We start from the raw sequence: 22,215 nt of genomic DNA, 5'->3' as shown, positions 1-22,215 counted from the left end.
ATTGGTAAAACTCGCTCGTCAGGACGAACGGGAACTCCTCGGTGAAGCATGTCGGATTCAAGACTCCGAAGTAGCGTTCCACCGTTGTCGTGCGGCTGCCATGCGACGCGCGCCAGAGAGTCTGTAAAGACTGAGCGGCGAGAACGGAGGCGTGACGATCGCTAAATTCTCGCCGTCCGAGGAAGCGCCCGCCACATCAACGAACCGCGTGGCTCGTCGCAGCGCCGGATTCACGCCCTCGTGAGGTCATCGCGACCCCGCGCCGTTGCACAAGCTCGCGGCGCTTGCGAACCTCAGCCCGGAAACACCGGCCTCGCATCCACCGGCCGCGCCCCCTCGTACCAAGCCGTCATCCGCAACGTCTCCAGATCCGCGAACCGCCGCCCCGAGATCTGCAACCCGATCGGCCGCCCATCGGCCGTGAACCCGCAGTTGATCGACGACGCCGGCTGCCCCGACATGTTGTAGGGCAGCGTGAACGCGATGTGCGACATGGCCTCGCTCGCGTCGAAGCCCCACGGCATCGGCCACTCGGCGGGGAAGGCCGCCATCGGGGCGACGGGCGCGAGCACGGCGTCGAACGACGAGGTTGCGGCGACCGTGCGCTTCTGCAGCTCACCGAACGTCTCGTACGCCTCCAGGGCGCGGCGGCCCGTCATGTCGGAGCCGGGGTGCACCCACTCGGCGATGTAGGGCAGCACCGCGATCTGCGCCTCGTGCGACAGGCCCAGGTAGGTGCGCCAGAAGCGGATCCGCCAGAAGTCGTCGATGTCGCGCAGAATGCCGTCGTCGATGAACGCCGGCAGCTCCACGACCTCGGCTCCGGCGTCGGCGAACGTGTCCGCCGCGCGCAGCACCGCCGCCCGCACCTCGGGGTCGACGGGCATGCCCGCGCCCGGGTCGAGGTGCACGGCGATGCGGCGCCCCCGCACGTCGGTGTCGAGGTCGAGCCAGTCGATGTCGGCATCCGGAAGCGAGGTGTAGTCGCGCTCGTCGGGGCGCGCGACGGCGTGCATGCCGAGCGCCACATCGGCGATGGTACGGGCCAGCGGGCCGGCCGAGCGCCCGAAGTACGGGTTGTCGAGCGGGATGCGGCCGTTGCTCGGCTTGAGGGTGGCAACCCCCGTCCACGCGGCGGGCAGCCGCACCGAGCCGCCGATGTCGGTGCCCATGTGCACGACGCCGAAGCCGGCCGCGGCGGCCGCTCCCGCGCCCGAGCTCGAGCCGCCCACCGTCCACTCAGGGTTCCACGGGCTGCGGGTGATGCCCGACAGGCTCGACACCCCCGACGAGAGCATGCCCCAGTCGGGCATGGTGGTCGACCCGACGATGACCGCGCCCTGCTCGAGCAGGCGCTCCACCACGGGAGAGTCGCGCTCGGGCACGACACCGGCGGTCCCGGCGACGCCCGCGTGCGCCGGGATGCCGGCGCGCACGAAGTTCTCCTTCACGGTGACGGGCAGCCCGTCGAGCGGACCCCGCTGCTCGCCGCGCTCCCACCGCGCGGCGGAGGCCGCGGCATCCTGGAGCACCTGGGCGGGATCGAGGTCGGTGAAGGCGTTGATCACGCCGTTGCGGGCGGCGATGTCGGCGAGCACCGACTCGGCGGCATCCACCGGCGTGAGCTCCCCCGACGCGTACGCCGCGGTGAGGGCGGCCCCGGTCATCTCGATCGCGGGGGTGATGGTGGGCTGCGCGGTCATCGCGTCTCCTGCACGTGGCTGATGGTCGGAGTCGCGTCGATGAGAACGCGCGTGTACTCCTGCTGGGGGGATGCGTAGACCGACTCGGTCGGACCCTGCTCGACGATCTCGCCCTTGCGCATGACCGCGACGCGGTCGCACAAATACCGCACGACGTGGAGGTCGTGCGAGACGAAGATGAGGGTCAGACGGTACTCGTCGACGAGGTCGGCGAGCAGGTTCAGCACCTGCGCACGCACCGACACGTCGAGGGCGCTCACCGGCTCGTCGGCGACGAGGATGCGCGGCCGGCACACCAGCGCCCGCGCGATCGAGATGCGCTGGCGCTGACCGCCTGAGAACTGGTGCGGGAAGCGGTCCACCGCGTCACGCGGCAGGCCCACCGCCTCGATCATCTCGGCCACGGCATCCGCCCGCTCCTTGGCGTTCATGGCGGTGCCATGCTCGAGGTTCGCGGCGTTCAGCAGCGGCTCGGCCACGATGTCGCGGATGCGCATGCGCGGATCGAGCGAGGCCATCGGGTCTTGGAACACGATCTGCAGGTTGCGGCGCAGCTCGGCCAGGTCTTTCGCGCCGGCCTTCACCAGGCTGCGTCCCACGACCTCGAGCTCGCCCGAGGTCGGCTGGTCGAGTCCCGACAGCAGACGCAGCAGCGTCGACTTGCCCGACCCCGACTCGCCCACGATGCCGAACCGGTCGCCCGCGGCAATCGAGAACGAGACGCCGTTCAGCGCCTTCACCTCGCGCGGGGCGGTGAACAGCGACGTGCGGGGGGACTTGTACACGCGGGTGAGGTTCTCGACCCGCACCACGTCACCCGACACCTCGGGGGCTGCCGCGGTCATGCGCGAGACCGCGTGACCCGGGCGGTAGTTCGCTGCGGTGGCGACGGTGAAGAGCCGGCCGCTGTCGTCGGTGGCCGAGAGATCGGATGCCGCGAGCAGCCCGCGCGTGTACGGGTGCTGCGGGCGCGTGAAGATCTGATCGATCGAGCCTCGCTCGACGACCTCGCCCTTGTTCATCACGAGTACCCGCTCGCACGTCTCGCCGACCACGGCGAGGTCGTGCGTGATGAAGAGCAGACCCGTGTCGCGGCGCTTCACGGTCGCGAGCACCAGGTCGAGCACCTGCTTCTGCACCGTCACGTCGAGCGCCGTCGTCGGCTCGTCGCACACCAGCAGCTCGGGGTCGTTCGCCAGCGCGATGGCGAGCACCACCCGCTGCCGCTGACCACCCGACAGCTGGTGGGGATACGCCTGCGCAGCCTCGGAGGGAGACGGGATGCCGACATCCTCGAGCAGCTGCAGGGCGCGAGCGGTCGCCGCGCGGCGGTCGCGCTGCGTGCCGTGCACGATCATCGCCTCGGCGATCTGCGGACCCACCTGCATGAGCGGGTTGAGCGCGGTCATCGGCTCCTGGAAGACCATGGCCGAGCGCGTGCCCCGGATGCCGGCGAGCTCGCGCTCACCCAGGTCGACCAGGTTGCGCGGGTCGCTGCCGACGAGCACGCTGCCCTCGGCCCGCAGGTTCGCGGGAAGCAGACCCATCACCGCGAGTGAGGTGAGCGACTTGCCCGAGCCCGACTCGCCGATCAGTCCGACGCGCTCGCCGCGCTCGATGTGGAACGACAGCTCCGACACGAGCGTGCGGTCGCCGGAGCGGATGGTGAGGCCCGACACATCGACGGCGCGACCCTCGACCGGAGGGGTGCCCACGGGGCCTGACTGCAGAACGGTGGACATCATCGACTCCTGAGGGTGGGATCGAGCCGGTCGCGCAGACCGTCGCCGAAGAGGTTGAACCCGAGCACGGCCACGGCGATCGCCAGACCCGGGAAGATGATGAGGTAGTCGTTCACACCGAGGAACTGCTGCGAATCCAGCAGCATGCGCCCCCACGACGGGGTGGGCGGCATCGTCCCGAGCCCCAGGAACGACAGTCCCGCCTCGGCGAGTACCGCGATGGCGAAGTTGACCGAGCACTGCACGATCAGCATCCCGCCGATGTTCGGCAGCACGTGCCGCACCGCGATCGCGATGTCGGGACGGTTGGCGGCCTTCGCCGCGAACACGTAGTCCATCGACATCACCTGCAGGGTGCCGGCGCGGGCGACCCGGGCGAACGCCGGTGCCGAACCGATGCCCAGCGCGATCATCGCCGTGACGGTGCCGCCGCCGAAGACCGCCCCGAACACGATGGCCAGCAGCAGGCCCGGGAAGGCCATGAGCACATCGCTGCCGCCCATGACGAGCACTCCGGCCCGCTTCGGGCGCATCCCGGCCAGGATGCCGAGCGGCGCGCCGATCACCAGGCCGATGGCGACCGCGATCGTGCCGACCAGCATCGTGATCTGCGCTCCCGCCATGACCTGCGAGAGCACGTCGCGGCCGTACCGGTCGGTTCCCATCCAGTGCGCGCCCGAGGGCGGCTGCAGGCGGTCGGATGCCACGGCCATCGTCGGGTCGTACGGCGTCCACACGAGCGAGACCAGCGCGGTCAGCGCCACCAGCACGATGAGGGCGCCGCCGATGACGAGGCCCGGCTCGAGCGGTCGGCGTTCGCGGCGGACGCGGACGGCCGTCTCGGAGACGGTGCCGGGGACCGGACGGTCGGTGAGAGGAGTCGTGGACATCAGGCCCTCCGGAGGCGGGGGTCGATCGAGGTGTAGGCCACGTCGACGAGGAAGTTGATGACGACGACCGCGAGCACGAGCAGCAGCACGATGCTCTGCACGGCCAGCAGGTCGCGGTTGGCGACGGCGTCGACCAGGTAGCTGCCGAGGCCCGGGATGGCGAACACCCGCTCCACCACGACGGCACCGACGAGAAGACCCGCGAGCTGCACGCCCACGACCGTCAGCACCGGCACCGCGGCGTTCTTCAGGCCGTGGCGCACGAGCGCGGCGTTGGCCGTGAGCCCCTTGGATCGGGCGGTGCGCAGGAAGTCCTGGCCCTTGATCTCGAGCACGGCGGAACGCACGTACCGGGTGAGGATCGAGGCCTGCACCGACCCGAGGGCGAGCACGGGCAGGATCGCGTATCGCAGCACGTCGGGTCCCCACCGCCAGCCGCCGGAGGGGAGCAGGCGCAGCTGGATGGCGAAGACGGCGATCAGCAGCATCCCCACGAGGAAGCTCGGGAGGGCGACACCGACCTGCGAGAGAGCCGACACCACCCCGCCGCTGGCCTTGCCGTGGCGCATCGCCGAGAGCGTGCCCAGCGGCACGGCCACGACGAGCGCCACGACCATGGCGAGCACGACCAGCAGCAGCGTGACCTGGGCCCGCTCGACGAGGGTCGGTGCGATCGGCGCCTGCGTCACGTAGGAAGTGCCGAAGTCACCGCGCAGGATGCCGCCGATCCACTGCAGATACTGCTCCCACAGCGGTGCGGTGGTGCCGTACTGGGCACGCCAGGCGTCGAGCTGCTCGGCCGTGGCGTCGGTCCCGAGGGCGACCGTGGCCGGGTCTCCGGGCATGACCCGCAGCAGCAGGAAGACCAGCAGCGTGGACACCCAGACGGTGGCCAGGAAGGTCCCTGCGAGCTTGAGAAGACGGAGAGGCACGGTCGCCCCCTTTCAGGATCGAATCGGGTGGGTCAGTTCCAGGCGAGCTTCGTCATGTTGAGCGACTCGGTCACCGCGTTGGGCGCGATGCCCTGCAGCCCGGCATCCGCCACGACGATGTTCGGGAAGAGGAACAGAGGGAGGGATGCCACGTCTTCGGCGGTGATCTTCGCGACCTTCTTCATGCCCTCGATCCACTCCTCCTTCGTGCCCGCGTCGGCCGCGGCAGCGATGGGCGCGATCTTCGCGTTGTCGTATCCGATGTAGTAGTCGGGGTCGTTGAACACCGTGAGGATGTCGCGCGGCTCCACCGCGAGGATGACCGTCATCTCGTAGTCGTCCTTGGTGAAGACCTCGTCGAGCCACACGGCGGGGAACTCGAGGGTCTCGATGGTCGCGGTGACGCCGATCTCGGCGAGCTGCGAGACGACGACCTCGGCGACCGCCGTGGCGTACGGACGCGTGGGCACCTTGAACGTGACCGACAGGTTCGAGGCACCGGCGTCGGCGAGGAGCTCGCGCGCCTTGTCGGGGTCGTAGGGGTACAGGTCGTTCAGGTCTTCGTAGTACGGGTCGGTGGGGGGCACCATCGCACCGATGAGCTCGCCGTAGCCGGCCCACGCGGCATCCAGAACCGCCTGACGGTCGATGCCGTACGCGATCGCCTGGCGCACGCGCACGTCGTCGAAGGGCGCGGCCTGGTTGTTGAGGCCGAGCAGGATCTCGCCGTTGGACGAGCCCTGCAGCACCTGGAAGGCGGGGTCGGTCTCGAACTGCGAGACGAGGTCGGGCGCCTGCATGTTGTAGAGCATGTCGACGTCACCGGCGCGCAGCGCGTTCGTGCTCGCGGTGGCGTCGGCGAAGTAGCGCAGCGTGATGTCCTGCATCGCGGGCGCCTCGCCCCAGTAGTCGTCGCGGGCGGCGAGCGAGATGTGGTCGCCCTGCACGCGCTCGGTGATGGTGAAGGGGCCGGTGCCGACGGGGGTGTTGGCCAGGTCGGCGACGCCGTCGGTGTCGAACATGATGCCGACGGTGCCCGCCATGTTGTACAGCCACGAGTTGCTGGGCTTGGTGAGGATGACGCGTGCCTCGGTGGGCGAGACGACCTCGACGTGGTCGAGGAGCGCCATCTTGCTCTGGTTGATCGTCCAGTTCGTCTTGACGCGCTCCAGCGAGAACTTCACGTCGTCGGCGGTGAACGCCGCGCCGCTCGAGAAGGTGACGCCCTCCTGGAGGGTGAAGTCGTAGGTGAGGCCGTCGTCGCTGACCGTCCACGCGGTCGCGAGCTGCGGGACGAGCTCACCGTCCTGATCGAGCGAGACGAGCGTCTCGTAGACGTTGTTGAGCAGCACCTGCGGGATGGCCGCGCCCGAGGTGGTCGTCAGGTCGAAGTTCGTCGGCTCACCGGTCAGACCGATGGTCGCGACGGGATCGTGGGCGGGTCCTTCGGCGGGCGCGGTGCTGCCCGCGCACGCGGTGAGCGCGAGCGCGAGCGCAGCCGCGCCGAGAGCGGCGGCGGCGGAGCGACGGGAGAGAAGAGTCACGGGTTACTCCTGGGTGGGGGCGTCGGTGGATGCAGGACCGGTCTACTGGTCTGACCAGTAATCGAACGATAAGATGACGCCGAGAGCGGAGCAAGCCAGGAAACAGACTGTTTACACGGCGCGTCCTCCACCGAAACCGAGGGACAAAACGTGGCGTTCACCCCCGTTCAGAAGGTCAGCGCGTACGAGGGCATCGTCGAGCAGATCGAGGCCGCGGTCGACTCGGGCCAGCTCCAGCCGGGCGACCGGCTGCCCGGCGAACGTCGGCTGATGGAGGACTTCTCGGTCAGCCGTGCCACCGTGCGCGAGGCGCTGCGCGTGCTGCAGGCGACCGGTGTGGTGGAGTCCCGTCCGGGCGACCCGCGGGGCCCGGTGATCGCGGCGTTCACGCCGCGCCTGCTCGAGAAGTCGCTCGGCCAGCTCTCGCGCAGCGCGACCAGCCGCACCGAACTGCTGCAGTTCCGGCTGTTCCTGGAGGGGACGGCGAGCTTCCTGGCCGCACAGCACCACACCGACGAGCAGATGGCCCACATCGACGAGAACTCGCAGCGCCTGCACGACTGCGTCGAATCCGGTGACGTCACCCAGTACCCGGGTCTCGTGCGCGCCTTCCACGACACCATCCGCGCGGCCGCGCACAACAGCCTCATCGCGGTGTGCGGCAGCGTCGTCAGCGAGACGATGACCGACCTCATGGGCGGACGCATCGCGTCGCATCGCGAACCGACCGCTCTGCTGCGGCGCAGCGCCGCCGACGGCACGAAGCTCGTGAACATCATCCGCGCGCGCGACGCGCACGCCGCACGCCAGGCGAGCGTCGAGAGCATCTACCGCTTCTACGAGGCCGATCTCACCGTCGCCGAGCGCGAGGCCGTGCGGGCGGCTTTCTGACCCGCCCGCACCGGCTCGGCGCCGCGACCACCGCTTCGGCTCAGCCCTCCGAGCCCCGCGCGCGCACGGCCGCCGCCACTCGCTCCACGGCGAGCGCGGTCGCCGCCGTGCGCAGGTCGACGCCCTCCGCCGACGCGCGGCCCGCGACGAGCCGCCACGACTCCCTCATGCGCTGCGTGAGGCGCTGCTCGACGTCGGCGGCATCCCACCACCATCCCTGCCGCGCCTGCACCCATTCGAAGTAGCTGACGACGACACCCCCGCCGTTGGCGAGCAGGTCGGGCACGATCTCGATCCCGCGATGGCGCAGCGCGGCCTCCGCCGTCGAGGTGACCGGTCCGTTCGCCCCCTCGACGATGATGCGCGCGCGCACGCGGTCGGCGTTCTCGTGGGTGATGACACCCTCGACGGCGGCGGGGATGAGCACGTCGACGGGCTCGGTGAGCACGTCGGCTGCGGCGAGCGCGTCACCGTCGGCGAATCCCGCGACGCTGCCCGTGGCATCGACGTGGGCGGCGAGCGCGGACAGGTCCAGGCCGTCGACGGCGCGCGTGCCGCCGCGCACGTCGGCGACCGCGGTCACTCGCACGCCGGCGCGGGCGAGTTCGAGAGCGGCGCCCCGACCGACTTTGCCGAAACCGTGCACCGCGGCGGTCGCCTCGCGCGGGTCGATCCCGGCGCGCTCCAGCGCGAGCAACGCGACGGTGGCGACACCCAGCGAGGTGGCGGCGGCCCGGCCCTGCGAGCCGCCGAGCGCGAGCGGTTTGCCGGTGACGACGCCCCACCCCGCACCGCCGGCGGGCGCGGCATCCATCATCCAGGCCATCTCGTCGGCGCCGGACCCGACGTCGGGCGCCGGGATGTCGGTGTCCGCTCCCGTGATGGGGGCCACGGCCCGGGCGTAGCGGCGCACGAGGCGCTCGTACTCGCCCCGGTCGAGGCCACCGGGGTCGACCGCGATCGCGCCCTTCGCACCACCGAACGGCAGGTCGAAGAGAGCGCACTTCCACGTCATCCACATCGCGAGGGCGCGGACGGTGTCGAGGTCGGCGCGGGCGCTGAACCGGATGCCGCCCTTTCCGGGCCCTCGCGCGAGCGAGTGCTGCACGCGGTGACCGGCCACCATCTCGGTCGTGCCGTCGGGACGCCGCAGCGGCAGCATGACGGTCATCTCGCGGTGGGGCACGCTGAGCACCGCGTGCAGGGCGGGGTCGAGGCCCAGCAGACGGCTCGCCGCCTCGAACTGCGCCCGGGCGTCGCCGAGCGGGCCGCGCGCGCCCCCGCCGGCGCGATGCAGACGCGCGGCGATCGCGGCGGCGGGTGCGGTCATCATGTCGCGGTGGCGGGTGGCAGGGGGCGCGAGGGTGGTCGACACGGCCGGTGTCCGATCCGCGTCAGCGCGCCGCGGCGAACTCGGTGAGCACCGCGTCGATGATGTCGAGACCGCGGTGGGCCTCGTCATCGGTGATGACGCACGGCGGCACCACGTGGATGCGGTTGTCGGCGACGAAGGGCAGCAGGCCCCGGCTCAGCAGCGCGGACTTGAGAGCGCCCATCGTCGCGGCCGAGACGGGCGTACGCGTCTCGCGGTCGTCGACGAGTTCGATCGCCCAGAACACGCCGCTGCCGCGCACCTCGCCGATCAGCTCGTGACGCTCGGCGAGCGCGGCGAGTCGCGGTCCGATCACCTCGGCACCCACGCGCCGGGCGTTGTCGATGATCCCCTCCTCGCGCATGGCGCCGATGGCGGCGACGATGCTCGCCGCGGCGAGGGGGTGGCCCGAGTACGTCAACCCGCCGGGGAAGACGCGGTCGTCGAAGTGCGCGGCGATCGCGTCGGAGATGATGACGCCGCCGATGGGCACGTAGCCCGAGTTGACGCCCTTGGCGAAGGTGATGAGGTCGGGGGTGACGCCGTGGGCGTCGAAGGCGAACCACTCCCCTGTGCGACCGAACCCGGCCATGACCTCGTCGAGGATGAGCACGATGCCGTAGCGGTCGCAGATCTCGCGGACGCCGGCGAGGTAACCCGCGGGCGGCGTCATGACACCCGCCGTGCCGGGAACGGTCTCGAGCAGGATCGCGGCGATCGTCGAGGCCCCCTCCGCCTGCACGACCCGCTCGAGGTGGTGCAGCGCTCGCGCGCATTCCTCCTGCTCGGTGGTGGCCCAGAACTCCGAGCGGTACAGGTAGGGGCCGAAGACGTGCACGTGGCCGCGGGAGTATTCGTTGGGAATGCGGCGCCAGTCACCGGTCGCCACGATCGCGGCTCCCGTGTTGCCGTGGTACGACCGGTAGCGCGAGATGACCTTGTCGCGGCCGGTGAACAGGCGGGCCATGCGGATGGCGTTCTCGTTGGCGTCGGCCCCGCCGTTGGTGAAGAACACCTTCGAGAAGCCGGCCGGTGCGACCTCGCAGATCATCGCCGCGGCCTCTGCGCGTGTGGCGTTGGCGTGGGCGGGGGCGACCGTGGTCAGCACGTCGGCCTGGGCCTGGATGGCGGCCACGACCTTCGGATGCTGGTGGCCGATGTTGACGTTGACCAGCTGGCTCGAGAAGTCGAGGTACTCGTTGCCCTCGACGTCCCACACGACGCACCCGGCGCCCGAGACGATCGGCATCGGGGCGAGCGAGCCCTGGGCCGACCACGAGTGGAAGACGTGGGAGCGGTCGGCCTCGGAGATGTCGGCGTTGGTCATGGCGGAGGCGGCGTCTGCGGTGAGTGTCATGGGTCCTCGATGCTCGGGATGGTCGTGGGGTTCATCCTGCTCGCGCGAGCGGACGGGTACCATGCCGATGTGTCGCACCTCTGCCGCCACTATCGACCGAACGGCAGATCCGGCGAGGAGAGGATGCCGCGTGCCCGCTGACCTGCGCTCGCTCATGGACGAGCCCACCTTCCGCCTGACACCCCTGGCATCCGTCGACGAGGCGAGTCTGGCGGCGCCGCTCGCGTGGGCGCACAACTCCGATCTGCCCGACCCGACGCCGTGGCTCGAGCCGGGCGGCCTGCTGCTGACCGACGGCGCGCCCTTCCTTCCGCCGCACGACGCCGCGCCGGGCGAGTACGTCGCGCGCCTGGTCGATCTGGGGGTGCGGGCTCTCGGCGTCTCGGTCGGCATCCTCGTGCCGGAGGTGCCGGCCGCGTTGATCGAGGAGTGCGCCCGGCGGGGCCTGCCGCTGCTGGAGGTGTCGCGCGAGACGCCGTTCATGGGGATCATCAAGGCCGTGTCCGATGCGACGGCCGCCGATGAACGCGCGCGCCTGGAACGCTCCCTCCTCGCGCAGCGGCGGGTGGCTCGGGCGGCACTCCGCCCCGACGGACTGAGCGCGATCCTGCGCGAACTCGAGCACGCGTTGCAGACGTGGGTCGCGCTGTTCGACGCGGCCGGGGCGCGCGTGCTCGTGCCCCAGACGAGCGGTGTCCCCACCGCGCTGGAAGAGCACGTGGCGAAAGCCGTGGGCACCGTCCTCGCCGGACGACGGGCGGCAGCCGCCCGAGTGAGCCTGGGCGGGGTGGGCGAGGTGATGCTGCAGACCCTGGGGCGGGGCGGACAGCTCCGAGGCGTGCTCGCGGTGGGCATCGCGGGCGAATCGTTCGACCGAGCCCGGCAAGACCTCGTCGACAGCGTGATCGCCCTCGCGAGCATCTCGCTCGAACAGAGCAGCACGCTCGACAGTGCGCGCCGACGCCTTCGCAGCGGCATCCTGGAACTCCTCGCCGCGGGCGTGACGGGGGTCGCCGGCGACACGGTGCGTCACTTGTGGGGGCGGCTGCCGGCCGAGCCGATCCGCGTCGCACGCCTCGCCGTCGCGCGCTCCGACGACGCGCTCGACACGCACCCGCTGATCCCGGCGCTCGAGGTGGTGGCCGAGAAGCGCCCCGGGGCGCTGTTCTTCGCCGAGCAGGGCGAGCACGTGGTGGCCGTCTTCCGCGACGGCGACGATGCGGGGCTCTTCGAGGCGGCGGCACCGCACGGTCCGACGGGCGGGGTGTCTTCGCGCCTCGGGTGGGACGACTTCGCGGTGGCGTTGACCGAGGCGCGCCGCGCGGGCGAGCGCAGCACGTCACGACAGCCCGTCGTGTTCTTCGACGAGCTCGCCGGCGCGGGCATCCTCGGACACCTCGAGCAGACGCGCGCGCACGAGGTCGCCCGCCGCATCCTGCTGCCCCTCGGCGACGACGTCGAACTGCGCCGCATCCTCGAGGTGTGGCTCGAGCACAACGGATCGTGGGGGCCGGCGGCCGACGAGCTCGGCATCCATCGCCACACCCTGCGCCACCGCGTCGACGGCGCGGCGGCGCGTCTCGGGCTCGACCTCGACGGCTTCGCGGGTCGCGCGGAGCTGTGGAACGCGCTGCAGCTGACCGCGGGGTGACGGATGCCGCGCGGTGGTCGACTGCGTGACGAGAGACGGCGTCTGCGGCGCGACGCGTGCCGCGCGGCGGCGGGCGGATGACGGATGCCACGCGGCGGGCGTCAGCCGTCGCGCGTCGGGCGAGCGAGGCGACGCGCGGCGCTCGCGCCCGGAACGACGGATGCCGCGACCCCGAGACCTCAGGAGGTCGGTGGCCGCGGCATCCGTGAACGCGTCGATCAGGTGTTCTGCGGGAAGCCGAGGTTGATGCCGCCGTGCAGGGCGGGGTCGAGCCACCGGCTGGTGACGGCCTTCTCGCGGGTGAAGAAGTCGAAGCCGTGCACGCCGTACGCCTTGGCGTCACCGAACAGCGACTTCTTCCAGCCGCCGAACGAGTGATACGCCACGGGGACCGGGATGGGCACGTTGATGCCGATCATGCCGACCTCGACCTCGTTCTGGAACCGCCGTGCAGCGCCGCCGTCGTTGGTGAAGATCGCCGTGCCGTTGCCGAATTCGCCGCTGTTGATCAGCTCGAGACCCTCGTCGTACGACGACACGCGTACCACCGACAGCACGGGCCCGAAGATCTCCTCGGTGTACGCGCGGCTGGTGGTGGGGATGCCGTCGATGAGGGTGGGGCCGAAGAAGAAGCCGTCTTCGTGGCCGGCGACTTCGTAGTTGCGACCGTCGACGACGATCTTCGCGCCATCGGCTTCGGCGATGTCGACGTACGACGAGACCTTGTCGCGGTGCACGTCGGTGATGAGCGGACCCATGTCGGGCTCGACACCGTCGACGCCCGCGCCGTTGCCGATGCGGAGCTTCGCGATGCGCTCGGTGATCTTCGCGACGAGGTCATCGGCGACGGGCTCGACGGCGAGAACCACCGAGATCGCCATGCACCGCTCACCGGCCGCACCGTAACCGGCGTTGACGGCGGAGTCGGCGACGAGGTCGAGGTCGGCATCCGGGAGGACGAGCATGTGGTTCTTCGCCCCTCCGAGGGCCTGCACGCGCTTGCCGTTCTTCGAGGCGGTCTCGTAGATGTACTGAGCGATCGGTGTCGACCCGACGAACGAGATCGACTGCACGACCGGGCTGGTCAGCAGACCGTCGACGGCGAGCTTGTCACCCTGGAGCACGGTGAACGCGCCGTCGGGGAGACCGGCTTCCTTCCACAGCTTCGCCATCCACAGTGCCGCGGAGGGGTCCTTCTCGCTGGGCTTGAGCACCACCGCGTTCCCCGCGGCCAGAGCGATGGGAACGAACCACAGCGGAACCATGACGGGGAAGTTGAACGGCGAGATGACGCCAACCACGCCCAGCGGCTGCTTGAGCGAGTAGACGTCGACACCGGTGGAGGCGTTCTCGCTGAACGCACCCTTGATCAGGTGCGGGAAACCCGTCGCCAGTTCGACGACTTCCTGGCCGCGCAGGATCTCACCCATCGCGTCCGAGACGACCTTGCCGTGCTCGCTCGTCACGAGGCGTGCGAGCTCGGGCTTGCGCGCGTTGAGGAGCTCACGGAAAGCGAACAGAACGGCCTGGCGCTTCGCGACGGAGTACTGCGACCATACGCGGAACCCCGCCTGAGCAGAGGCGATCGCGGCGTCGATCTCCTCCTGGTTCGCCAGCGCGACCTCGGCCTGCACGGCACCGGTCGCGGGGTTGTACACGGGCGCCGTCCGGCCCGAGGTCGAGGCGCGCTCCGCACCGTCGATCCAGTGCGAAACCACCGCGACGTCGACTAGCGACTGATTGGCCATGCTGTCCTCCTCTTTCGGCGCCGTCGGGCGCATGAGCGACAGTACGACGGGGCCGACATCCGGTCCATGCCGATCAGTCCACATCGCGCGGCGCGATTCGACGGAACGGCAGAACGCCGACGTGCTGCGCCGGGTCGGTTACGCGTTACATTCCCGGCGCCATGTCGGCGAATCGGGAGTAGTGCCCCTGGAACGCCACGGTGATCGTGTCGGTCGGGCCGTTACGGTGCTTCGCCACGATCAGGTCGGCCTCGCCCGCGCGCGGGGAGTCCTTCTCGTACGCCGCCTCACGGTGCAGCAGCACCACCATGTCGGCATCCTGCTCGATCGAGCCCGACTCACGCAGGTCGGAAAGCGCCGGCTTCTTGTCGGCGCGCTGTTCGGCACCACGGTTCAGCTGCGACAGGGCGATGACGGGAACCTGCAGCTCTTTCGCCATCAGCTTCAGCGCACGCGAGAACTCACTGACCTCCTGCTGACGCGACTCGACGCGCTTACCGCTGGTGAGCAGCTGCAGATAGTCGATGACGACCATCTTCAAACCCTCGCGCTGCTTGAGGCGACGGCACTTCGCGCGGATCTCGACCAGCGTCATGTTGGGGCTGTCGTCGATGTAGAGGGGCGCGTCGTTGATGCGGCCACGGGTGGCGGCCACCGTGGTCCAGTCGCGGGAGTCGAGCGTGCCCTTGCGCATGCTCTGCAGGGGGATCTGGCCCTCGGCACTGAGCAGGCGCATGGCGATCTCGCTGCGACCCATCTCGAGCGAGAAGAAGATGCACGGCGCGTTCGACTTGATCGCGGCGGCGCGGGCGAAGTCGAGCGCGAGCGTCGACTTACCCATGGCCGGGCGGGCGGCGAGCACGATCATCTGGCCGGGGTGCAGACCGTTGGTCAACTGGTCGAGGCCGGCGAAGCCGGTGGGGATGCCCGTCATCGACCCGTCGCGGCCGCGAGCGGCCTCGATCTCGTCGACGGCGGCATCCACCGCCACCGTCAGGGGAATGTAGTCTTCGGCGCTGTCGTCGCCCGAGACGTTGTAGATCTCGGCCTGAGCGCTGTTGACCAGCTCGACCGGGTCGCCCTCGCCGGCGTAGCCCATCTGCACGATGCGCGTGCCGGCCTCGACGAGGCGGCGCAGCATCGCCCGCTCCGAGACGATCGACGCGTAGTAGCCCGCGTTGGCCGCGGTGGGCACGATCGAGGTGAGGGTGTGGAGGTAGTCCGCTCCCCCGGCGCGCTGCAGTTCACCGGTCTTGATGAGCTCGTCGGTGACGGCGACGACGTCGGTCGGCTCGCCGTGCGAGTACAGCGTGAGGATGGCCTCGAAGATCAGCTCGTGCTTCGGCACGTAGAAGTCGGGGCCACGAAGGGTCTCGATGACATCGGCCACGGCGTCTTTCGACAGCAGCATGCCGCCCAGCGCGCTCTGCTCGGCGAGCATGTCGTGCGGGGGCGTGCGCTCAGGACGCGGTGCCTTTCCGAGGCGCTCCTCGGCGATGTCAGCGATCGACACGGGCTCTCCTTCTGCTCTCGGGCCGCCCCGGCGACCCCCTCACGCGCGCGCGAGACGATGCGACGGCGAGGGTGGAACGACCTCGGGAGCATCGAATCACCGACGTCCGACATCGACGCGCGTGGCAAGTGAGGGGGATGCCCGATGGGCTGCCCCCACGGTAGATACCACCTTCGCCACGCGCAAATATGCCTGTGGATAACTCTGTGGAGAGCCTGCGGGAAACGCCGCCGTGTCTGTGCACAACTCCTGTGGACAACTCGGTGGATGACTGTGGATTCTGTCGCGCATACCCATCTTGACCAGGTTTTTATTTCTCCACAGTATGTGTGGGGAAATCCGGGTTGAAGTACGCGTTGAAGGTTCCTCGACTTGACAAATGCATGTGTACAACTCGGGGGATAACTCGGCGTCGGCTATCGATGCGCGGCATCCCATGTCAAATCGCGTGACCCGTGGGCGTGTCGCCCGCCGCCCCGTGTCTACGTAGGCACTACCGAGAATTCACCCGGCCTCTTTCGTGCGGGCGAATCCGGGCGTATCGTCGCCCACCTGGAGTTGCCGACGATTCACCTTCGGGGGGCGGATCATGGATGCCACGTTGAGCCGGGGAGCGCCGCGCATCGTGCGCGCCTTCCTGCTGGGCGTGCTCGTCTCACTCGCTCTCGCGGTCATCTCGCTCTTCGCCTCCACCTCCTCGGCATCCGCTTCCGACTCCGGATCGGGCCTGCTCGGCGTTGCCGGATCGACGGTGGACGTCGTCGCCGACACCGCGGGCGACGTCGTCGAACCGGTCGCCACCGAGGTGGTCGAGCCCGTCGCCACCGCCGTCGTCGAACCCGTCGCTCAGACCGTCGCACCCGCGGCCTCCGCCGTCGTCGAACCCGCCGCCGGGACCGTCGAGCCCGTCGTCTCCACCGTGGCAGAACCGGTCGCCAAGACCGTCGAGCCGGTCGCCACCGAGATCGTGGAGCCGGTCGTCGAGGTCGTCGCCGACACCGCCGCACCCGTCGCCGAGATCGCTCCGGCCCCGGTCGCAGACGTCGTCCCCACTGTCACCGACGCGGCCCCCCAGCTGATCGGAGCCGCCACCACCACCGTCGGCTCATCCGGCTCCCTCGTGGGCGGCACCGTCGACACCGTCGCGGACGTCGTCACCGGTGTCGCCTCGCCGGGCTTCGTGCGCGGCACCCTCGACACCGCCGACGCCGTCGTCACCGGCGCGGCCGGCGCCGTGACAGGCGCCGTCGGCGACGTCGCCTCGTCGGGCATCGTCGGCGCGATCATCGAGCCGGTGGTCGACACCGCCGAATCCCTGCCCATCGTCGGCGGAGTCGTCGAGGACACCGGCCTGGGCGGGGTCGTCACCGACGTCGCCGGCACCGTCGACGAGACCCTCCCGGTCGTCGTCGGCACCGCTCCCGAGATCGCGCCGGTCGCGCCCTCGCTCCCCGGTGGCGCCGGCACGACCCCCGCGCCCGGCGTCACGGCTCCTCCCGTGACGTCGCCGCGAGAGCCGTCCGCGCTCGTCGAGCCCGAAACGCTCGTCCCGGTCCCCGAGGCGGCGGCCGCTCCCACGGCGGTCATCCCCACGGTCTCGGCACCCCCCTCCGTCGCCCAGGTCGCCCGCTCCTTCGCGGCCGCGGTCGTGGCATCCACCCCCTCCGCCGTGGACGCACCCTCGACGCCCGCCCACTCCCCCGCCGACGCCGCCCACCTGACGCTGGGCGCGAGCACCGGCGCCGGATCGTCGGCATCCACCGGATCGGGCGCGAGCGGCACGACCGCCGGCACCGCCGACCACGGCGCGTTCGCCTTCACGCTGACCCTTCTGGCTCACGGGGGCGACGTCGACGACGACCTCCCCGGCATCCCCGTCTACGGCACCGACGCTTCTCCTGACTGAGGCCGGTCTCGCTGTGCTCCTGCACGGCTGACGACCCGCGCGCACGCGCACCCTCACTCATCTACAGGAGAAACTCTCATGCGCAAGATCCACTCGCGCGTCCTCATGGGCGCGCTCGTCGGGAGCGGCTTGGCCGTTCTCGGATGCGGCGTCGCGAACGCCGCAGAAACCTCCGGAGCAGACAGCCTGCTCGGCGGCGACCAGGCCATCGTCTCGGTCGACGCACCCGTCAGCATCGGCGGCAACGCCGTGTCGGTCATCGGCGACAGCCACACCTCGGATGCCACGACCTCGACCGGATCCTCCGGCTCAGGCGGCGACGTCACCACCGACGGCAGCGACGGCCTGCTGGGCGGCAACCAAGGCGTCGTCTCGGTCGAGGTGCCCGTGACCGTGAGCGGCAACGCCGTCTCGGTCATCGGCGACAGCCACACCTCGGATGCCACGACCTCGGGCAGCTCCGGCGGCTCGGGCTCGGGCGGCTCGGGCTCGGGCGGCTCGGACTCGGGCGGTTCGGGCTCGGGCGGTTCCGACGAGGGCGGTTCCGACCACGGCGATTCGAGCGACGCCACCAGCGACGGCACCGACAGCCCGCTCGGCGGCAATCAGGCCGTCATTCCGATCGATGTGCCGGTGACCGTCGGCGGCAACGCCGTCTCGGTCATCGGCGACAGCCACACCTCGGATGCCACCACCTCGACCGAATCCTCCGGCTCAGGCGGTGACGAAACCACCGACGGCAGCGACAGCCTGCTGGGCGGCAACCAAGCCGTCATCCCGGTCGAGGTGCCCGTCACCGTCGGCGGGAACGCCGTGTCAGTGATCGGCGACAGCGTCTCGCACGACGCCACCACCACCGGCGGCGGCTCGAACGGATCCGACCACGGCGGCGACGTCACGACCGACGGCGGTGACAGCCTGTCGGGCGGCAACCAGCTCGCCGCTCCGATCTCGCTGCCCGTCACCATCGGCGGCAACGCGGTATCCGTGATCGGCGACAGCCACACCTCGGATGCCACGACAATCGGCGGCTCCGGCGGTTCCGGCCACGGCGGCGACGTCACGACCGACGGCGGTGACAGCCTGTCGGGCGGCAACCAGCTCATCGCCCCGATTACCCTGCCCGTCACGGTCGGCGGCAACGCCATCTCGGTGATCGGCGACAGCACCTCGACGGATGCCACCACCATCGGCGGCAACGGCGGCGGCCTGCTCGCCGGCATCACCACCGACGGGTCGGACAGCATCCTCGGCGGCAACCAGCTGATCGTGCCGATCAGTCTGCCCATGACGATCGGCGGCAACGCCGTATCGATCATCGGCGACAGCCACACCGGGGGCTCGCACACCGGCACGCCGGGTACCCCCGGAACGCCCGGCACCCCCGGCACCCCCGGCACCCCGGGAACGCCCGGCACCCCCGGCACCCCCGGCACCCCCGGCACCCCCGGCACCCCCGGAACGCCTGGCACCCCCGGGTACCCCCGGCACCTCCGGCACCCCCGGTAGCAACGTCACCGCCCCCGTCGAGGGTTCCACGGCATCCGTGTCGGCGATGTCGTACTCCGCCACAACGCCTGTCGCCTCCGGCGACGTCAAGACGCTGGCTGTGACGGGAGCTGACGGCTCGTCGGCAGCCGCCCTCGGCATTGCGGGTCTGCTGACCCTCGTGCTGGGTGGCGCGCTGCTGACGCGACGCCGCCGCGCGACCGTCTGACACACCGGTTCGTGGGGGTCGATTCCCTAACGGAAGCGACACCGGATGCCGCACCCTCGGGGCGGTATCCGGTGTCGCGGCGTGCCCGCACGGCTGTCGTACGGAAAGCGTCAGGACCGCCGTCGACCTGACGGGAGGGGATTCGTGAAGGGGAGGATGCCACGACGATCGAGAACCCTCCCGTCGCGGAATCTCCTCCCTCCACGGCGATCTGACGTCTCACGGACCCGGCGACCGCCACGCCGTCCGGGCGGCAACCGTTACAGCGCTCCCCCGCGCCGCTCGCGCTCGAGGAATGCAACCGTGTCGGGGTGCTGCGGCGCGTCGAGAATCTGCGCCGGCGTGCCCTGCTCGACGATGCGCCCGCCCTTCAGGAACACGATACGGTCGGCCACCTCGCGCGCGAACGACATCTCGTGCGTCGCCATCAGCATCGTCGAGCCCCGGTCGCGGAGCACCCGCACCAGGTCGAGCACCTCGCCGACGAGCTGCGGGTCGAGCGCCGAAGTGATCTCGTCCAGAAGCAGCAACTCGGGATCGGTCATGACGGCTCGCACGATCGCGACGCGCTGCTGCTGACCGCCCGACAGTCGATCCGGGAACTCCCGCGCCTTGGCCGCGAGGCCGAGCTGTTCGAGCAGCTCGGTGCCGCGGGCGTAGGCCTCGGCCTTCGGCATCCGGTGCACTTTCCGCGCCGCGAGCGTCACGTTGTCGATGACGCGCAGATGCGGGAAGAGGTTGAAATGCTGGAACACGACGCCGATGCGCGCGCGGGCGGCATCCTGATCGATGGTCGGATCGGTGAGGTCGTCGCCGTTCAGCAGGATCTGCCCGTCGTCGACGCGCTCGATGAGGTTGATGGTGCGCAGCAGGGTCGACTTGCCCGAGCCCGACGCTCCGATCAGCACGACCACCTCGTGCTTCGCGAGTTCGAGGTCGATCCCGTCGAGCACGACGTGGTCGCCGAACACCTTGCGCACACCGCGGACATCGAGCACGCTCACACGATCCCGCCCATCTGCTCGCGCTTCGCCAGCCGCGCCGAGACGTAGTCGGTGAGCCGGATCATCGGCAGCGCCAACGCCACGAACAACAGCGCCGCCACGATGTACGGCGTGAAGTTGTAGTACTCCGCCGCGGCGATCTGCGCCGCCCGAATGGCATCCACCACTCCGAGCACCGAGATCAGGCCGACGTCCTTCTGCATCGAGACGAAGTCGTTCATGAGCGCCGGGACGACCTTGCGCACGCCCTGCGGGATGACGACGATGCGCAGCGTCTGTCCGTGCGTGAGGCCCATCGAGCGGGCGGCGACGCGCTGCGAGGGGTGCACGGCCTCCATGCCCGCGCGCAGCACCTCGCTGACGTACGCCGAGTAGGTCAGCACGATCGCGATGGTCCCCCACAGCACGACCGGTACGCGACCGAAGATGCCCAGCGCCGGCACACCGAAGCCGACGAGGTACAGCACGATCAGCAGAGGGATGCCACGGAAGAGATCCGTGTACACCGTCGCCAACGCACGGAGGGGGAAGAACACCGGCCCGCGCAGCGACCGCAGCACGGCCAGGGTCGTACCCAGCACCGCCACGGCGATCGCCGCGACGAACAGCACCTGGATGTTCACCCACAGCCCGACCAGGATCGACGGGAAGCTCGCAATCGCGATGTCGACATCGAAGAAGCTGCGGCGTACGTCTTCCCAGCCGGGGCTGGAGAGGATCGCCCACCCCACTACGACGACGAACACCACGGAGCTGACGAGCGCGATCAGCACCGACTTCGTCGACTGCTGCCGCCGCGTGGCGCGCCGACCGAGTTCGAGCTCGCTCGGGCGCCACGCCGCGTCGACGGGCGTGGATGCCACGTTGATTACTTCAGCAGGGGCGCGGCGGCCGTGCCGGCGAGCCACTTCTGCTGCAGCTCGTCGAGGGTGCCGTCCGCGCGCAAGGCGTCGATCGCCTCGGACACGGGAGTGGTCAAGGCCGAATCCTTCGGAAGCACGAACGCGAGCTCGTCACCCCCGACCGAGGAGTCGGGCAGCTGCCCGACGACCTTGCCGTCGTCGAGCACCGCGCCGGCGAGGTAGAAGGCGGTGGGAAGGTCGACCACGATGGCATCCACTTGCCCTGCCTGCAGGGCGGCGACGGCGTCGTCGTTCGACGAGTAGACACTGAGGTTCGCGGTGCCGAGTTGGTCTTCGGCGACCGCGTAGCTCGTAGTGGCGCTCATCACGCCGACGGGGATGTTCTTCAGCTCGGCGACGGTGGTGGCGGATGCCGCGGGCGACGATCCGGTCGTCACGACGGCCTGCGTGGTGGTGTAATACGGCGACGAGAAGTCGACGGCCTGCCTGCGCTCCTCGGTGATCGAGAACTGCTGCACGTTGAGGTCCCAGTCCTTGGGGCCGGGGGCGATGGCGCTGTCGAAGGTGGTGCGCACCCAGACAACGTCGTCCTTCGCGAAGCCGAGCTGCGTCGCCACGGCGTCGGCGACGGCCGCCTCGAAGCCCTCACCCGAAGCCGGGTCGTCGTTCTCGACCCACGGCGAGAACGCGGGCTCGCCGGTGGCGATGGTGAGCTTGCCGGCGGTGACCGTCTGCAGGGCCCCCTCGGCGGCAGGCGCGGATTCGGCGTCGGAGCCGGTGGGGGCGAAGGCGCAGGCGGTGAGCGAGACGACCGTGGCAGCGGCCACGGCGGTCAGGGCGGCGGCACGGCGCAGGCGTGCGAAAGCGGTCACGGTGTCTCCTCGTGGACGTATCGGGGGCATCCCCGGAGTGCTGTGTGGAGCACAGCGTACCCAGTCGGCGCTCCGCCGGGCGTGGGGGGCGTCTTCGGGGGACACGCGGACCGGGGTCGCGGGCGACCGTTCTTGCCGGTTCGGGTCAAGGAATGTGCACCGCGGTGGCGCACCCGCGGTTCGGGGCGTGAAATGTGCACCGGGGCGGCCGCCGCGCTCCCGGTCCGGGTCACGGAATGTGCACCGCGGGGGCGCACCCCCGGTTCGGGTCGCGAAATGTGCACCGGGGCGGCCGCCGCGCGCCCCGGCGGCACAGAACCTGCCCCAAACGCAGGGCCGCCGCCCTGCGCACACGAAGCGCAACCCGTGGGCGCTCACCCACCGGTCGCCCGGGCAGGGAGGGCGCGCCGCCGGACGCCGCGGGCGGCGCCGCCCCCCCGGTTCGGGGCGAGATCGGCGCATTGGGGCGAGATTCTCCCGCCCCAATGCGCAGAATCCGCCCCAAACCCG

17 protein-coding genes are annotated in these 22,215 nt (G+C 70.5%); 5 read left to right on the top strand and 12 right to left on the bottom strand.

Going from position 1 to position 22,215, the window contains the following annotated elements; translation table 11 throughout:
* Positions 1-293 precede the first annotated feature (293 nt).
* The 5 genes from QE410_RS16705 to QE410_RS16685 are packed head-to-tail and all read right to left on the bottom strand — an operon-like array spanning position 294 to position 6,811.
* Positions 294-1,703, bottom strand: a complete 1,410-nt coding sequence (locus tag QE410_RS16705) for an amidase (protein WP_307334078.1) — start codon at positions 1,701-1,703, stop codon at positions 294-296.
* Positions 1,700-3,445, bottom strand: coding sequence for an ABC transporter ATP-binding protein (locus tag QE410_RS16700; RefSeq protein ID WP_307334076.1), 1,746 nt, complete (start codon positions 3,443-3,445; stop codon positions 1,700-1,702). Before QE410_RS16700 ends, QE410_RS16705 begins: the two co-directional genes overlap by 4 nt.
* On the bottom strand, positions 3,445-4,335 hold the full coding sequence (locus QE410_RS16695) for an ABC transporter permease (RefSeq protein ID WP_307334074.1): 891 nt from the start codon (positions 4,333-4,335) through the stop codon (positions 3,445-3,447). The genes QE410_RS16700 and QE410_RS16695 overlap by 1 nt, the downstream gene beginning before the upstream one ends.
* Positions 4,335-5,267, bottom strand: coding sequence for an ABC transporter permease (locus tag QE410_RS16690; RefSeq protein WP_307334072.1), 933 nt, complete (start codon positions 5,265-5,267; stop codon positions 4,335-4,337). The genes QE410_RS16695 and QE410_RS16690 overlap by 1 nt, the downstream gene beginning before the upstream one ends.
* Positions 5,268-5,299: 32 nt before the next feature.
* A complete protein-coding gene (locus QE410_RS16685; RefSeq protein ID WP_307334071.1) occupies positions 5,300-6,811 on the bottom strand; it encodes an ABC transporter substrate-binding protein in 1,512 nt (503 codons plus the stop codon).
* Positions 6,812-6,961: 150 nt separating this feature from the next.
* Between QE410_RS16685 and QE410_RS16680 the strand changes: the two genes are divergently transcribed.
* Entirely contained in the window at positions 6,962-7,702 is a 741-nt protein-coding gene (locus tag QE410_RS16680) for a FadR/GntR family transcriptional regulator (RefSeq protein ID WP_307334069.1), read from the top strand.
* Positions 7,703-7,742: 40 nt separating this feature from the next.
* Here the strand turns inward: QE410_RS16680 and QE410_RS16675 are convergent, their stop codons facing one another.
* Both QE410_RS16675 and QE410_RS16670 read right to left on the bottom strand, forming a co-directional pair.
* The gene (locus tag QE410_RS16675) at positions 7,743-9,077 is read right to left on the bottom strand and encodes a Glu/Leu/Phe/Val dehydrogenase (protein ID WP_307334067.1); all 1,335 of its coding nucleotides are present in this window, start codon (positions 9,075-9,077) and stop codon (positions 7,743-7,745) included.
* A gap of 19 nt (positions 9,078-9,096) precedes the next feature.
* Entirely contained in the window at positions 9,097-10,431 is a 1,335-nt protein-coding gene (locus QE410_RS16670) for an aspartate aminotransferase family protein (RefSeq protein ID WP_307334065.1), read from the bottom strand.
* Positions 10,432-10,561: 130 nt separating this feature from the next.
* On the opposite strand from QE410_RS16670, the gene QE410_RS16665 reads away from it, so the two are divergent.
* The gene (locus tag QE410_RS16665) at positions 10,562-12,082 is read left to right on the top strand and encodes a PucR family transcriptional regulator (protein ID WP_307334063.1); all 1,521 of its coding nucleotides are present in this window, start codon (positions 10,562-10,564) and stop codon (positions 12,080-12,082) included.
* A 218-nt stretch (positions 12,083-12,300) separates the two neighbouring features.
* Here QE410_RS16665 and QE410_RS16660 read toward each other — a convergent pair whose 3' ends face one another.
* Both QE410_RS16660 and dnaB read right to left on the bottom strand, forming a co-directional pair.
* Positions 12,301-13,830: a CoA-acylating methylmalonate-semialdehyde dehydrogenase gene (locus tag QE410_RS16660; RefSeq protein WP_307334061.1), complete on the bottom strand. Its 1,530-nt coding sequence runs from the start codon at positions 13,828-13,830 to the stop codon at positions 12,301-12,303.
* A 145-nt stretch (positions 13,831-13,975) separates the two neighbouring features.
* Positions 13,976-15,271, bottom strand: a complete 1,296-nt coding sequence (dnaB, locus tag QE410_RS16655) for a replicative DNA helicase (RefSeq protein WP_285836963.1) — start codon at positions 15,269-15,271, stop codon at positions 13,976-13,978.
* A 661-nt stretch (positions 15,272-15,932) separates the two neighbouring features.
* On the opposite strand from dnaB, the gene QE410_RS16650 reads away from it, so the two are divergent.
* The 3 genes from QE410_RS16650 (at position 15,933) to QE410_RS16640 (ending at position 18,966) form a co-directional block, all read left to right on the top strand.
* A complete protein-coding gene (locus tag QE410_RS16650; RefSeq protein WP_307334059.1) occupies positions 15,933-17,249 on the top strand; it encodes a hypothetical protein in 1,317 nt (438 codons plus the stop codon).
* 78 nt (positions 17,250-17,327) lie between these two features.
* Positions 17,328-18,758, top strand: coding sequence for a chaplin family protein (locus QE410_RS16645; protein ID WP_307334057.1), 1,431 nt, complete (start codon positions 17,328-17,330; stop codon positions 18,756-18,758).
* A gap of 46 nt (positions 18,759-18,804) precedes the next feature.
* Positions 18,805-18,966, top strand: a complete 162-nt coding sequence (locus QE410_RS16640) for an LPXTG cell wall anchor domain-containing protein (RefSeq protein ID WP_307334055.1) — start codon at positions 18,805-18,807, stop codon at positions 18,964-18,966.
* 260 nt (positions 18,967-19,226) lie between these two features.
* Here the strand turns inward: QE410_RS16640 and QE410_RS16635 are convergent, their stop codons facing one another.
* From QE410_RS16635 to QE410_RS16625, 3 genes are read right to left on the bottom strand one after another with little or no spacing between them, the layout of a single operon-like run.
* Entirely contained in the window at positions 19,227-19,970 is a 744-nt protein-coding gene (locus QE410_RS16635; protein ID WP_307334053.1) for an amino acid ABC transporter ATP-binding protein, read from the bottom strand.
* Entirely contained in the window at positions 19,967-20,833 is an 867-nt protein-coding gene (locus QE410_RS16630; RefSeq protein WP_307334051.1) for an amino acid ABC transporter permease, read from the bottom strand. The genes QE410_RS16635 and QE410_RS16630 overlap by 4 nt, the downstream gene beginning before the upstream one ends.
* 5 nt (positions 20,834-20,838) lie before the next feature.
* The gene (locus tag QE410_RS16625; protein WP_307334049.1) at positions 20,839-21,705 is read right to left on the bottom strand and encodes an ABC transporter substrate-binding protein; all 867 of its coding nucleotides are present in this window, start codon (positions 21,703-21,705) and stop codon (positions 20,839-20,841) included.
* Positions 21,706-22,215: the final 510 nt, after the last annotated feature.

The organism is Microbacterium sp. SORGH_AS_1204 (assembly GCF_030818935.1).
Lineage (GTDB): Bacteria > Actinomycetota > Actinomycetes > Actinomycetales > Microbacteriaceae > Microbacterium.
The sequence above is the reverse complement of the archived record's forward strand: the minus strand, read 5'-3'. Positions and strand labels throughout refer to the sequence as shown.